Genomic DNA, 12,317 nt, shown 5'->3' with positions numbered 1-12,317 from the left:
ATTCGAGCCGTTGGCGGGCTGCCGGCTCGATGGCACTGCGGCCGACGACGCCCGGGCTAGCCGTCCCCCCAGCGCTCCACGAGCCGATGCTGGACCCCGAGGTGATCCAGTACGCGCGCCACCATGAAGTCGACGATATCCGACACCTGGGCTGGTTTGTCGTAGAAGCCGGGGCTGGCAGGCATGATGACCGCGCCGCTCCGTGCCAGGCGCAGCATGTTCTCCAAATGGATGATCGAGAAGGGCGTCTCGCGGACGACGAGGATCAGCTGGCGCCGCTCCTTGAGGGCGACGTCCGCGGCACGCTCGATGAGCGTGCTTGAGAGCCCTGCCGCGATGCGGCCGACGGTGCCGGTCGTGCAGGGGCAGATGACCATGGCCTCGGCGGGATTGCTGCCGCTCGCGACCGGGGCGGCCCATTGCTGGCGCCCGAAGACGCGCAGCTGGCCCTCGGCGGCTCCGAAGCGCGTGGCGAAGAAGCGCTCCGCCTCCGTCGGCTGAGCCGGCGCCTCGATACCGGCTTCCATGCGGAGCACGACCTGGGCCGCCTGGGAGACGAGCAGATAGACCCGAGCCCCGGCTGCAATCAAGCACTCCACCAGCCGCAGCCCATAGGCGGAGCCGGATGCGCCTGTGATGGCGACGGTGACCGTCTTGGGCCAGGCGGCTGCGTCAGTGGGCATGGATGGTCAAGGTCCGGTCGGGCCTGACTTGGGCGCCGTCCTGGCGCGCTGATGCCCGCTCATCCTGCATGTCGGGCACGCAGCGCGCTGAGCAGCTTGTCATGAATGCCGCCGAAGCTGCCGTTGCTCATCACCAGGATCTGGTCGCCGGCGCGGCTTGCCGCGGCCACATCTTCCACGATCGCCTCAATGGCATCATGCACAGCTGCGCGGTCGCCGAAGCCCGCGAAGACGGCCGTCGCGTCCCAGCCGAGATCCTTGGGTGCATAGACGTGGATCTGGTCGGCAAGCCTGAGCGATGCGGCCAGCTCGGCATTGTGGACGCCGAGCCGCATGGTGTTCGAGCGTGGCTCCAGGACCGCCAGGATCCGCGCCTGGCCGACACGATGCCGCAGACCCTCGAGTGTCGTGGCGATCGCCGTCGGGTGATGGGCGAAGTCGTCGAAGATGCGGATGCCGTTGACCTCACCGCGCAGCTCCATGCGCCGTTTCACGCCTTGGAAACGGCTCAGGGCATCCGTGCTCGCAGCGATCGGGACGCCGGCGTGGCGGGCCGCGACGACAGTGGCGATGGCGTTGCTGACGTTGTGCTGGCCGGTATGGGCCCACTGGACGACGCCGACCTCCTCGCCGTTGAGCAGGATGCGGAAGTGGGAGCCGTCGGGCTCGATGAGCTGGGCCGTCCACGCGCCCGTTTCGCCGACTGTCTCCCGGGGCGTCCAGCAGCCCATGGCGATGACCTGGTCCACCGCGGCCGAGCCGGCCGGGTGCACGATCAGCCCGGTGCCTGGGACGGTCCGAATCAGGTGATGGAACTGACGCTGGATCTGTCCCAGATCCTCGAAGATGTCGGCGTGATCGAACTCGAGGTTGTTGAGGATCAGGGTGCGCGGGCGGTAGTGGACGAACTTGGAGCGCTTGTCGAAGAAGGCCGTATCGTATTCGTCGGCCTCCACCACGAAGAAGGGCTCGGAGCCAAGGCGCGCCGAGAGGCCGAAGTCTCGAGGCACCCCGCCGATGAGAAAGCCTGGATCCAAGCCAGCGTCTTCCAGCACCCAGGCGAGCATGCTCGCGGTGGTCGTCTTGCCGTGCGTCCCCGACACCGCCAGCACCCAACGATCGCTCAGCAGGTTGCCCCTGAGCCACTCAGGTCCAGAGCAATAGCGTAGGTCGCGGTCGAGCATGGCCTCGACGGCGGGGATTCCGCGCTTCATGGCATTGCCGACGACGACGATGTCCGGCGCCGGCTCCAGGTGCGCGGGATCATAGCCTTCCATCAGCTCGATGCCGGCGGCCTCGAGCTGGGTGCTCATGGGCGGATAGACATTGGCGTCCGACCCCGTGACCCTGTGGCCGAGGGCGCGTGCCAAGAGTGCGATTCCGCCCATGAAAGTGCCGCAAATGCCGAGGATGTGTAAGTGCATGACAGGACCCGATAGAGAGGATTCCCAATAGGAAGGGCTCGGAATAGATAAGGCTTTGGTCGCTCAAGGCGCTGTCGCGTCGGTCGCGCGACGGATGCCGAGGCAGTGGACTCGCCTCTTGAGGCTGAGATGGCGCTTGCTGCGCGTCTTGTGCCGACGTCTTCGCATGCTGCGGTCAGGCGCCCCCGAACATGGAGGTCACGATGGTCACTGTGACGATCTCGAAGGCGACGGCGATCGCCGACCCTTGGCCGAGCGTGATCCCAAAGGTGTGGCGCAGAATGTGACCCGTGACCACGATCCCCCAGATGACCAGGGCCAGCAGCAGGAAGGCGCCCAGCGCAGCCAGGTCCGTCTGCTGACTGCCCGTCGGGCTCATGCTGAGCGGCAGGATGGCGATCAGCCCCAGGAGGGCGCCGCTGCCGAGCAGCGCCGTCGCGGACTGGGTGAAGCGGGGCCGCATCCGCAGCTGCCTGAGCGCCACGAAGAGCGCGGTCAGCATGATGAGAATCTCCGCGATGCCCTGCAGGAGGCTGGTCAGCGCGGAGAGCCCCGCGGTGATGCCGACGAGAACGCCGACGATGATGTCTGCGACCAGGGTGATCGCCAGCAGGACATCGGATGCCGGCAAGTCTTGCGGGGGGCGGCGAAGGGCACAAAGCTCGACGAAAAATCGGATTAGGGCCTGCACAACACCGTCCTAGAAGCTGAAAACTTCCGGTAATGATAACCGGCAGTCGCTAGCAAGGCGCAATCCCAGGAATTTGCGGTAATTGAGGATCGCAGATCTCCTTAGGCCCGGGCCTGGCGATAGCGGCCGATGCCGGCACCGGCGAGGATCATCGTCAGCGCGATCCCAATCGCCGCCCAATTGCCGACGATGGCGTAAGGGGTCGCCCCAGTTCTCGGCTCGATCTCGGCGCTCGCGCTGCCGCGCACGAAGGAGGGCAGCGTCGCGATCAGGGCGCCCTTGTGATCGATGATCGCCGAGACGCCGGTGTTCGTTGCCCGCGCCAGAGAGCGCCCGTTCTCGAGCGCGCGCATCCGCGAAATCTCCAAATGCTGATGGGGGGCCAGGGAATCGCCGAACCAGGCGTCGTTGCTGACATTGATCAGATACTCGGCCTCCGGCATGGCCTGCGACACCTCGTTCGGAAAGGCATCCTCGTAGCAAATGGAGGCGCCGACGCGATGCCGTCCCACGGTCAGCAGCGGGCGTGCGCTGTCGCCGCGGCTGAAGTCGGACATGGGGACCTCGAAGAGCGCGACGAGCGGCCCTAGCCACGCCTTGAAGGGCATGAACTCGCCGAAGGGCACCAGGTGCCGCTTCGCGTAGAGATCCTCGGTGCTGCCGAGGCTCACCAGCCCGTTGAAGTAGCGCCCGGTGTCTAGGTCCATCACCGGGATCCCCATCACGATCTCAGTCCCCTCCTCGCGCGCACGCTCGGCGAGCGGGGCGATCAGCGGCTCGCGGACCTGATGGAGGAAGCTTGGCAGCGCGGTCTCCGGCCATAGGATCAGGTCCGCGCCGAACGCCTCCTTGGTGAGCTCGAGATAGGCCTCGGCGATGTCGACCGCCGCGCCAGGCTCCCACTTGACCGCCTGCGGGATGTTTGCTTGCAGCACGCTGACCTTGATGGCAGGCCCCGCGGGCTGCGTCCAGTCGACTCCCCTCAGAACCGCGCCGCCGCCCCAGATCGCGACCAAGCCCGCGACGGCCAACAAGCGTGCGCGGAGCGGCCAGCGCAGCAGGCCCCACAAGAGGCCTGCCGAGACGACGACGAGCAGGCTGATGCCGTACACGCCAATGACTGGCGCATATCCGGCGAGGGGCCCCTCGATCTGGGTGTAGCCGAGATTCAGCCAGGGAAAGCCAGTCAGCAGCCAGCCGCGCAGCCATTCGCAGAGGACATAGAAACCGGGGAAGAGCAGCAAGGGCGCCACCCAGGGCGGGCCAGGGTCGAGCCGTCGCACCAGCCAGCCCGCGAGCCCATAGTAGAGGGCCATGCCGGAGATGAAGAGCGCCGTCGCCAAGTGGGCGACCCAGGCATCCATGTTGCCGAATTCGTTCAGGCTGATGCGGATCCAGAAGACACCGAAGCCGAGCAGCCCCAAGCCGAACAGCCAGCCATGCCAGAAGGCTCGGCTCAGAGTCGCTCTAGTCAGGGAGTCGTAGAAGGCGGCTAGAGCGAGCACTGGGATCGCGAAGAGCGAAAAGGGTGCGAATCCCAGAACGCTGAGTGCGCCGCTGCCGAGCGCAACGAGGCCGAAGATGAACAGCGGAAGGTGCGGGGGGGAGGAAAGCATAGGTCGGACCGGCTACGCAGGCATAGGGACGGCGCCGGTTCTAACAGCAGGGCGGGAAGGGGTCAAATGAAGAAACGGAGACCTCGATATAAGGTCGACTGCGATTCGGTGCGAACCGCCGGCGGGATCCTAGGGTAGGAGCGGGGCGGAGCGCGTGAAGGCGCTCCGTCACCGCCGAGGGCCCTGTCAGGCGGCCATCGAGCCGGGCTCGTGCGACAGGCAGCCCTTGGGGCAGACGCGCGAGCAGGCCTCGCAGCCGATGCAGTCCATGGTGTCGGCGAGGTTCATCACCATCCCAGGTGCTTCGTCGAAATCGTCGTCGTCCAGATCGTCGTCGTCTAGGTCGAGGTCATCGCGGTCGATGAGCTCGAAGACGCTGCGCGGGCAGACCTTGTAGCAACGGCCGCAGCCGATGCACTTGCCCTGGTCGAGGGCGACGATGAAGGCGGGCGTCCACTCGACGCCGCCGCGGGTGAGTCCTGTGATGACAGACATCTCTGTTCTCCGAGTCCTGCTGACTAGTTCGATGTTGATGGGGCAGGGCCCCCGAATGCCTCGGTCTTGCGACCGAGCCTGCTATAGGGATGCGCTTCAAGCCTGCTGCCGGTGGCCGGTCGTAGGGTGGACGAGCGAGAGCGAAGTCCACCAGGTCTACCGCCGCCGCTGGTGGATTGCGCTGTGCTTGTCCACCCGTCATTCGCAGCCGTGTCAGGCGGTTGCCGATGCCTCGGCGGCCTTGAGCTGTGCCGTCGCCTCTTCCCATGCCTTGCAGGCATCGTAGGTGGCTTGGGCGATCTCAGGGATCTCCTCATAGGCCGCGGGCAGGCGGTCTTCGACCAGGTCGTGCAGCTCGCTGGCCTTTTCCGATGCGATGCGCTTGGCCTTCTTCACGGCCTTTTCGAGTGCCTTGAGCTCTTCTGGTGTCATGGCTGGCTCCTGCGAAATCATCTGGGTTTGCATCGGGCGCGGTGGTGGGCCACACGCGCCCCTTCGATTCGTTCGTAGGGTGGACAAGCGCAGCGCAGTCCACCCTACGAGCCGCTGTCTATGGGGCGATCAGAGTCCGGCGACCTTCGGGTGATTGCCGATCAGCTCCAGGGCGACCGAGAGGACCTTGTCGCCCTCGTCCTTCATCTTGGAGAGGCTGGGGAAGCCGAAGCGATGGACGTCGCGCAGGGTGCGGTCCATGACGACCAGCTTGCCCACGGTGATCAGGGCGCGTCCGAAGCCTTCATGGGTGAGGTTGACCAGGGGCACCGCCATGAGGCCGCACTCGGATTCGATCAGGGCCGAGATGGCGTTGTAGAAGACCTTGACCCGCGCGATCACGATCTCGTCGGGGTCGCCGATGATGGGGATCTCGCGCTTCTTCTCCTTGGTGAGGATGAAGGGCTCGAGAACCTCGGCGTTCGACATGGAGTCGTATTGGCCGTAGGGATCGATGGCGCGCATCTGGCGGACCATCTCGACCACGAAAGCGGACTCCATGAGTCCTTGGTTCTCGATGCCGGTCGTGGCTGTTTCGGTCATGGTCAATGCCTCGAAGTGTCTGAATGTCGGTTTGATTCTTGAACCGCAAAGGCGCGAAGGGCGCAAAGCGATCAGGGTTGGCTTGTGCCGTTCTCCTGAGCCGATCGGCTCAGGTTTTGGCGCCATCGGACAGCGTGACGCTGGCCTGGAACGGCACTGGCGCGGAGAAGCTGGCGCGGCCCACAAGCGTCGGGCGGTAGCGGTCGCGACCCTGGGTGCCGCCGGTCAGTCTGCCGCTGAGCCAGAGTCCGGCGCCCAGGCCGGCGAGTCCGGCGAGTGCGACCGGGCCTTCCTCTAGGTGCAGGACGGTTGCAAGACCCGCGGCGGCGACCAAGGCGACCAAGGGCAGCATGTAGGCGGTGAAGGAGGCGCGCAGCAGGGTGCCGCCCTCGACGGCGATGGTGACGCGCTCGCCGGCGTGCAGACCCATGGGGTCATGGATGCGCAGACGTGTGCGGTCTTGCCGGAAGAGCTTGGCGAGCGTGCCCGTGCCGCAGGCGTCCGCGCTGCCGCAGTGTCCGCAGGCGGAGCGGCGATCGGCCTCGACCCAGGCGAAGCCGTCCTCGACGGCGACGACCGTGGCGGTCTCTTCGATTACTCGCTCCATCCCTCGGCCTCCATCGCGTCGAAGCGACTGGCATGCTGTGGGTTTTGGCTCTCGATGGCGCGCGCCAGCCAGGCGCTGGGACCCTCGCGCATCTCGGTCTGCAGCGAGCAGATGGCGTTGCCCAGGGGCGTGCCCGCCGCGACCTTGACCGGCTGGATGCCCTTGGGGCGCAGCTGGTTGACGGCGGAGGCGCCGATCGCCTGGCAATAGACGGCGATGCAGTCGCTCAAGGCGTCGATCTTGGCGGCGAGCTTGTCTTCATTGCCATCCATGTCGAGCTGGCCGAATTGAACGGCCTCGACGAGATCGGCGCTGTCCTGGTCGATCGCATAGATGGCGAAGGCCTCGGCGGCCCCGAAATGCTGATCGACGTGCTTCATGTCGGAGGTCGCGAAGGCGACCTTGACTGTCGTGCCCATGCGGTTTTCCTCGCTGCAGCCGCTCAGGATTCTTAGTCGTCGTTCCACGGTCATGGGGCTTCCTGGTGTCTTGAGCGGCGCGTGTCATTCTGGCGTTGTCCGGAAAAGGGCAATCGAACCGCAAAGGACGCAAAGTGCACGAAGCGGGTTGGTCTCTTGCCCCCGGAGGTTGACGACCACATCGCCGATAAGTCTCTCTCTTCCTTTGCGTCCTTCGCGTCTTTGCGGTTCAAGACACTAAGCCGCGTGCTTGACGTCCCCGGTGCGCTCCTTGGCCGGCCACTGCTTGAGCTTGGACCGATAGGGATGGATCTCCCCCTTCTCGAGCGTCAGCAGGATGTTGGCCAGGTCGAAGAGTGCGGCCTTGGTGCCCTGGTAGCCGATCCAGGTGCGCTGGAAGCCGCCCAGGCGGTCGTATTGCGGGAAGCCGGCGCGCAGCAGCGGGATGCCGAGCCGCTCGGCGGTGTGGACGCCGTGGGAGTTGGTGATCAGCACCTCCGCCTTGGCGGCGCGGGCGGCGATCTCCAGGTCTTCCAGGTCGCCGATCTTCACCTGCTCGCAGGCGACGTTCTGTAGCGACGGCGCATTCGATGGGCTGACCGCGGCGACGGTCTCCGCGCCCACACCGGCCAGCATCTGACTCATGCCGACCAGCAGGTCGGGATCGGCGGCGATGGCGATGCGCGACATGCCGAGCATGAAGTGGCAGTCGAGCATGGCGTCCTGGAGCTGGGCGCGCTGGCGCTCGATCTTGGGCGGCACCGGGACGGCGGCGATGTCGGCCAGGGTGGCGATCAGCCCATCGACGGCATCCAGGCCCATGAGGTGATCGAAGCGGTAGTCCGGGATGCCGGTGCGGGCCTTGAGCGCGTCCGCGGCGCCCTTCATGGAGGCGCCGACGACCAGGGTCGCCAGGGCATCGCCAAGCGTGGCCATCTCGCTCACCAGGGCGCCGCCGATGGTGAGCGGGCTGAAGTCCGTCTCCGGCAGGTGGCCGTCTAGCGAATCGGAAATGTCCGGGATGACGACCGGGCGCAGGCCGAAGCCCTCGATGAGGTCCTTGAGGTGCTCGAGGTCGCCCGGCGTGAGGTGCGAGCCAGCGATGACGTTGACCTGCCGACGGCGGCGTCCCGGCTGGGTGCCGGCCTCGTCCGCCTTGGGCACCAGCGCCTCGATGATGGCGCGGGTCGCGTCCGCGTAGCCCGACTCCATGGACCCCCTGTAGTCGGGCGTGGAGACGGGGATGACCGGGATGTGATCGAACTGCGGATAGGTCTGGCGGAAGACGCGCACCGCCATGCCGACATCCGCGCCCTGGGTCTCCACCAAGCCGGTGGTGGGCACGCCGATCATGTCCGGGCTGTTCTTCTCGCAGATGGTCTTCAACCCTTCGACCACGAAGTCTTGCGTCCCCATGATGGCGCTGACCTGGTCGATGGCCGTGGTCTGCAGCGGGATGGGCTCGCGGAAGTGACGCACGAAGAAGATCTTGCCGAAGGCGGTGCAGCCCTGCGAGCCATGCAGCATGGGGATGGTGCGCCGGAAGCCGAGGAAGGCGAGGGCGGCGCCGACCGTGCAGCTGGCCTTGAGCGGGCTGACCGACAGGGCCTTCTTGCGTTTGATGATCTCAGGCATGGCTGGCCTCCACGGCGACTGGCTCGGCGTCAGCGGTCTCGGCCGCGGCGATGGGGGGCGCTTCATGCTGGGGAGCGACGGCTTGCGCCCAGGGGGCGGGGCGCCGCACGGCCTCCCAGATGGGGCTCTCGGCGGTGAGGCAGAGCTGCTTGGCCAGCTCCAGCATGCCGTCGTAGCCGGCATAGCCGAACTCGCGCTCCTGGTTGATATCCAGGAAGGGGATGCGCGCCTTGAGGGCGGTGTACATGTTGCGGCCGCCGGCGATGAGGATGTCGACATCGTTCTTGCGGACGATGTCGATCAGGGTGCGCGGGTTGCCCTCGTCGAGCATCACGGCGTCCTCGCCCATGAGCTCGCGGATGCGTGCCTTGTCCTCTTCGGTCGACTTGCGCGTGCCTGTCGCGACCACGGTCATGCCGAGGTCCTGGAGCGCCGAGATGACGGACCAGGACTTCACACCCCCGGTGTAGAGCAGGACCTTGCGCCCCTGCAGGCGCTGACGCCAGGGCTCCAGTGCCGCGTCTATGCGGGCCTCTTCGCGGGCGATGAGGGCCTCGGTGCGGGCGGTCAGGTCGGAGTCGTCGATGATGCGGGCGAAGTCGCGCAGGGCCTGGGAGACGTCCTGCACCCCGTAGAAGCTGCCCTCGAACCAGGGCGTGCCGAAGGCGTCCTTGAGCTTGCGCGCGACGTTCACCATGGCCTTGGAGCAGACCATCATGTTGACCTCCGAGCGGTGCATGGTCTGCGCCTCGCGGAAGCGGGCGTCGCCGGAGAGGGTGCAGAGCACGCGCAGCCCCAGCTCGTCGAACAGCGGCATGACGCGCCACAGCTCGCCGGCGATGTTGTACTCGCCGACCAGGCAGATGTCATGGACCTTGAAGCCGTCTCGCTCGATGCCTTCTGGGACGGGGTCCGGCTCGCGGCCGCCGCAGACGTACTTGACCATGGACTCGCCGGCGATGCGGTTGCCCAGGTTCTTGGTGCCATAGAAGCCGGCGGCGTCGACCGGGACGACTGGCGTGCCCCAGCGCTTCTCGGCCTCGCGGCAGACGGCCTCGACGTCGTCGCCCGTGAGGGCGGGCACACAGGTGTTGTAGACGAAGACGGCGGCCGGCGCGTAGCTGTCGATCGCCTGCTTGATCGAATGGAAGAGGCGCTTCTCGCCACGGCCCATGATGACGTCCTGCTCGGTGAGGTCCGTCGTCATGCCGATCTTGTAGAGGGTCGGGCCGGTCGAGCGCGTGCCGCGGTTGTCCCAGGAGTTCCCGGCGCAGGCGATGGAGCCATGCACGATATGGGCGACATCCCCGATCGGCAGCAGCGCGATCTGTGCCCCGTCGAAGGCGCAGCCGCCGGCAGTCGCGCCGGGCTTCGGCTTGGCGCAGCCGGACTTGCCCTTGCTATTGTGCGCGCAGGCAGGCTCGTCGAGCAGGGCGGAGATGTCTTTCTGCTTCATGCAAGGCTCCTGGCAGAGTCGTTTCAGGAGCGAGCATGCAGAGCTTATGCCATTTCTCTAATATTTGTTTTTGCTGAAGAAACGGCTCTTGAAGGCCTGTAGGGTTCCCGACAATCGCTGGCTTTGAAGCAAGTGCGACAAGGGCGTGCCTGCTGGTGTCGGACGGTAGTCGCGGTGCGTCCCGTCGCCTATGGTGACGATCTCATCGTCGGAGGCGGCGCCGGGAGTGTCGGCCTCCAGGCCGACAGGTGTTGACCTGGAGGTCAACACTCCCAGGGGCGTACGACTATCGGCAATCATCATGCTCGCGAGACAGATCATGCTCGCGAGACAGACATTGGGAGACTGAAATGAAGCTGGAAACCTTCTCAAAGCTCCCCCTCATGGGAATCCTCCGGGGCGTGCGCCCCGAAGACATCGTGCCCCTTGCCGAAACGGTTATCGCCGCCGGTCTCGGGACGCTCGAGATCACCATGAACACGGCCGGCGCCCCCGATCTCATCCGCCGGCTCATCGATTGCGCGCAGGGCCGCCTCACCGTTGGGGCCGGCACCGTGCTCTCCGAGCAAGACCTCTCCGCCGCGCTCGCCGCAGGCGCCTCCTTCATCGTGATGCCGACCTTGGTCGAGCCCGTCGTCCGCCGTTGCGTCGAGGAGGGCATTCCAGTCTTCCCCGGCGCGCTCACCCCGCAGGAGATCCACAACGCCCACACTGCCGGGGCGACCATGGTCAAGGTCTTCCCCGCAAACCTCTTCGGCCCCGCCTACTTCAAAGACATCCGAGGGCCGTTCAGCGACATCCCCCTCATGGCCTGCGGCGGCGTCAATCCCGAGACCCTCGGCACCTTCTTCGCCAACGGCGCATCCGCCGCCTCCTTCGGTGGCAGCATCTTCAGGCGCGAGTGGCTGGAAAGCGGTGACTACCAGCGGGTAGGGGAGGCGCTTCGCGATCTGATCGGAGCATACCGCACGGCGGCTGATACCAAGGGAGAATAGTGCGGCCCAAGTGCTCCGTCGGGTAGCAGGATGACCTTACGGCCACCCCGCCCCCTAAGAACCGTGCAAGCGACTTTCACCGCACACGGCTCAAGCCTTGAAAAGGCGCCGTGAAGCACCCGGCGATCAACGGGGTTATGGCTAGGACGCGTCACGGAGCGAGCCATTCGGGAATACGCACGGGTGGCCTGTTTCCACGACGCGCTCGGCGCGCGGCAAAGTAGCCGGCCTGCTGCGGGTCGTAGGGGTTGGCGTCGCCGCGGATCTTCACATGGCGGCGGATCGGAATGCTCGCCATCCGAAAGAGCGTGATCGATCCGTCCGTGAACACCCAGTCGCGGCCGTCCCTGTGGGTATAGTAGCGGTCCTTGACCCACTTTCGGCCTTTCTGGGGATGGCGTCGTCTGGCCCAGGTCCATGTCATGCTCCAGATCGCATGGTCGATGTCGCCGAAAATCTCCTTGCTCACGACATGGCGGTAGTAGTTGCCCCAGCCCCGAATGATCGGGTTGAGACGTCGGATCAGGGCGTCTTGGGTCAGGTTTGAGCCTGTCTTCAGAATGCCCCGAGCCTTCTCCTTAACCGCTGCGATACTGGATTTTGCCGGCTTGATGAGCAGTTTTCCGTGATACTTGCGCAGGTTGAAGCCGAGGAAATCGAACCCCGCATCGATGTGCACGATGTGGGTCTTCGCCTCGGACAACGCCAAGCCTCGCTCCTTGAGGAACTGCTGCACTAGGGGTTTGACCTCCTCAGCCAGTAGCGCCGATGACGCTCCGGTGATGATGAAGTCATCCGCGTAGCGGACCAGATTGACCTTGTGATGTCCTCGGAAGCGCGCCTTGAGACGCGCCTCCAATCCATCCAGCGCCATATTGGCCGCCGTCGGGGACAGGATGCCCCCTTGGGGTGTTCCCGCCATCGTCGGATGAAACATCCCGCGCTCCATGAATCCGGCGTTGAGCCAGCCCCGCAATTTTCCTTGATCGGTCGGGATCTGCCCGAGTAGCCACGGATGTGACAGCTCGTCGAAGCAGGCCCGAATATCCCCCTCTAGAATCCATTCCGCGCTGCGGCGTCGGCACAGGGCCAGAAAGCACCCGGCGATGGCATCCTGCGCTCCACGCTCCTTGCGGAACCCGTAGGAACAGGCATCCGCCAGGGTCTCCGACACCGGATCGAGCGCCAGCAGCTCCAACGCCTGCTCAGCTCTGTCGGCTTGCACCGGGATGCCGAGCGGGCGGCGTTTTCCGTTCTTTTT

General features: G+C 65.8%; 14 protein-coding genes. 1 reads left to right on the top strand and 13 read right to left on the bottom strand.

All coding sequences use genetic code 11. The features are described from left to right. Window positions 1-56: 56 nt before the first annotated feature. The 12 genes from G3446_RS07330 to G3446_RS07275 form a co-directional block, all read right to left on the bottom strand. The gene (locus G3446_RS07330; protein WP_164452178.1) at window positions 57-683 is read right to left on the bottom strand and encodes a flavin prenyltransferase UbiX; all 627 of its coding nucleotides are present in this window, start codon (window positions 681-683) and stop codon (window positions 57-59) included. A 59-nt stretch (window positions 684-742) separates the two neighbouring features. Beyond that, window positions 743-2,107 (bottom strand): UDP-N-acetylmuramate:L-alanyl-gamma-D-glutamyl-meso-diaminopimelate ligase, encoded by a 1,365-nt coding sequence (gene mpl / locus G3446_RS07325; RefSeq protein WP_164452177.1) that lies wholly within the window; start codon window positions 2,105-2,107, stop codon window positions 743-745. A 175-nt stretch (window positions 2,108-2,282) separates the two neighbouring features. Beyond that, the gene (locus G3446_RS07320) at window positions 2,283-2,798 is read right to left on the bottom strand and encodes a hypothetical protein (RefSeq protein ID WP_164452176.1); all 516 of its coding nucleotides are present in this window, start codon (window positions 2,796-2,798) and stop codon (window positions 2,283-2,285) included. A gap of 101 nt (window positions 2,799-2,899) precedes the next feature. Further along, window positions 2,900-4,414, bottom strand: a complete 1,515-nt coding sequence (gene lnt / locus G3446_RS07315) for an apolipoprotein N-acyltransferase (RefSeq protein ID WP_164452175.1) — start codon at window positions 4,412-4,414, stop codon at window positions 2,900-2,902. 186 nt (window positions 4,415-4,600) lie between these two features. After that, window positions 4,601-4,909 carry a ferredoxin III, nif-specific gene (gene fdxB / locus G3446_RS07310; protein WP_164452174.1) on the bottom strand — a complete coding sequence of 103 codons (309 nt, stop codon included), beginning with the start codon at window positions 4,907-4,909 and terminating at the stop codon, window positions 4,601-4,603. A gap of 213 nt (window positions 4,910-5,122) precedes the next feature. Next, on the bottom strand, window positions 5,123-5,341 hold the full coding sequence (locus G3446_RS07305) for a CCE_0567 family metalloprotein (protein WP_164452173.1): 219 nt from the start codon (window positions 5,339-5,341) through the stop codon (window positions 5,123-5,125). Window positions 5,342-5,470: 129 nt separating this feature from the next. Next, window positions 5,471-5,944 carry a NifX-associated nitrogen fixation protein gene (locus G3446_RS07300; protein ID WP_164452172.1) on the bottom strand — a complete coding sequence of 158 codons (474 nt, stop codon included), beginning with the start codon at window positions 5,942-5,944 and terminating at the stop codon, window positions 5,471-5,473. Window positions 5,945-6,053: 109 nt separating this feature from the next. Beyond that, entirely contained in the window at window positions 6,054-6,551 is a 498-nt protein-coding gene (locus G3446_RS07295; RefSeq protein ID WP_164452171.1) for a SoxR reducing system RseC family protein, read from the bottom strand. Then, on the bottom strand, window positions 6,539-6,970 hold the full coding sequence (locus G3446_RS07290; protein ID WP_245232363.1) for a NifB/NifX family molybdenum-iron cluster-binding protein: 432 nt from the start codon (window positions 6,968-6,970) through the stop codon (window positions 6,539-6,541). The genes G3446_RS07295 and G3446_RS07290 overlap by 13 nt, the downstream gene beginning before the upstream one ends. A gap of 237 nt (window positions 6,971-7,207) precedes the next feature. Next, window positions 7,208-8,605: a nitrogenase iron-molybdenum cofactor biosynthesis protein NifN gene (gene nifN / locus G3446_RS07285; protein ID WP_164452169.1), complete on the bottom strand. Its 1,398-nt coding sequence runs from the start codon at window positions 8,603-8,605 to the stop codon at window positions 7,208-7,210. Beyond that, window positions 8,598-10,061, bottom strand: coding sequence for a nitrogenase iron-molybdenum cofactor biosynthesis protein NifE (gene nifE, locus G3446_RS07280; RefSeq protein ID WP_164452168.1), 1,464 nt, complete (start codon window positions 10,059-10,061; stop codon window positions 8,598-8,600). The genes nifN and nifE overlap by 8 nt, the downstream gene beginning before the upstream one ends. A gap of 57 nt (window positions 10,062-10,118) precedes the next feature. Next, window positions 10,119-10,364, bottom strand: coding sequence for a hypothetical protein (locus G3446_RS07275; protein ID WP_164452167.1), 246 nt, complete (start codon window positions 10,362-10,364; stop codon window positions 10,119-10,121). Between the two features lie 47 nt (window positions 10,365-10,411). Here G3446_RS07275 and G3446_RS07270 point away from each other — a divergent pair, with 47 nt between their 5' ends. Then, complete coding sequence (locus G3446_RS07270) at window positions 10,412-11,056, top strand: bifunctional 4-hydroxy-2-oxoglutarate aldolase/2-dehydro-3-deoxy-phosphogluconate aldolase (RefSeq protein ID WP_164452166.1); 645 nt, start codon at window positions 10,412-10,414, stop codon at window positions 11,054-11,056. Between the two features lie 151 nt (window positions 11,057-11,207). Here G3446_RS07270 and G3446_RS07265 read toward each other — a convergent pair. Then, a partial coding sequence (locus G3446_RS07265) for a reverse transcriptase domain-containing protein (RefSeq protein ID WP_164452165.1) occupies window positions 11,208-12,317 on the bottom strand: 1,110 nt, incomplete at its 5' end.

Origin of the sequence: Thiorhodococcus minor (genome assembly GCF_010820565.1) — a bacterium.
GTDB classification, from domain to species: Bacteria; Pseudomonadota; Gammaproteobacteria; order Chromatiales; family Chromatiaceae; genus Thiorhodococcus; species Thiorhodococcus minor.
Note: the sequence above shows the minus strand (reverse complement) of the source record. Positions and strands in the feature narration are given on the sequence as shown.

Coding starts and splice junctions, on each gene's coding strand:
- G3446_RS07330 (WP_164452178.1), bottom strand. CDS start 683: ATGCCCACTGACGCAGCCGCCTGGCCCAAGACGGTCACCGTCGCCATC.
- mpl (WP_164452177.1), bottom strand. CDS start 2,107: ATGCACTTACACATCCTCGGCATTTGCGGCACTTTCATGGGCGGAATC.
- lnt (WP_164452175.1), bottom strand. CDS start 4,414: ATGCTTTCCTCCCCCCCGCACCTTCCGCTGTTCATCTTCGGCCTCGTT.
- fdxB (WP_164452174.1), bottom strand. CDS start 4,909: ATGTCTGTCATCACAGGACTCACCCGCGGCGGCGTCGAGTGGACGCCC.
- G3446_RS07305 (WP_164452173.1), bottom strand. CDS start 5,341: ATGACACCAGAAGAGCTCAAGGCACTCGAAAAGGCCGTGAAGAAGGCC.
- G3446_RS07300 (WP_164452172.1), bottom strand. CDS start 5,944: ATGACCGAAACAGCCACGACCGGCATCGAGAACCAAGGACTCATGGAG.
- G3446_RS07295 (WP_164452171.1), bottom strand. CDS start 6,551: ATGGAGCGAGTAATCGAAGAGACCGCCACGGTCGTCGCCGTCGAGGAC.
- G3446_RS07290 (WP_245232363.1), bottom strand. CDS start 6,970: ATGGGCACGACAGTCAAGGTCGCCTTCGCGACCTCCGACATGAAGCAC.
- nifN (WP_164452169.1), bottom strand. CDS start 8,605: ATGCCTGAGATCATCAAACGCAAGAAGGCCCTGTCGGTCAGCCCGCTC.
- nifE (WP_164452168.1), bottom strand. CDS start 10,061: ATGAAGCAGAAAGACATCTCCGCCCTGCTCGACGAGCCTGCCTGCGCG.
- G3446_RS07275 (WP_164452167.1), bottom strand. CDS start 10,364: ATGATGATTGCCGATAGTCGTACGCCCCTGGGAGTGTTGACCTCCAGG.
- G3446_RS07270 (WP_164452166.1), top strand. CDS start 10,412: ATGAAGCTGGAAACCTTCTCAAAGCTCCCCCTCATGGGAATCCTCCGG.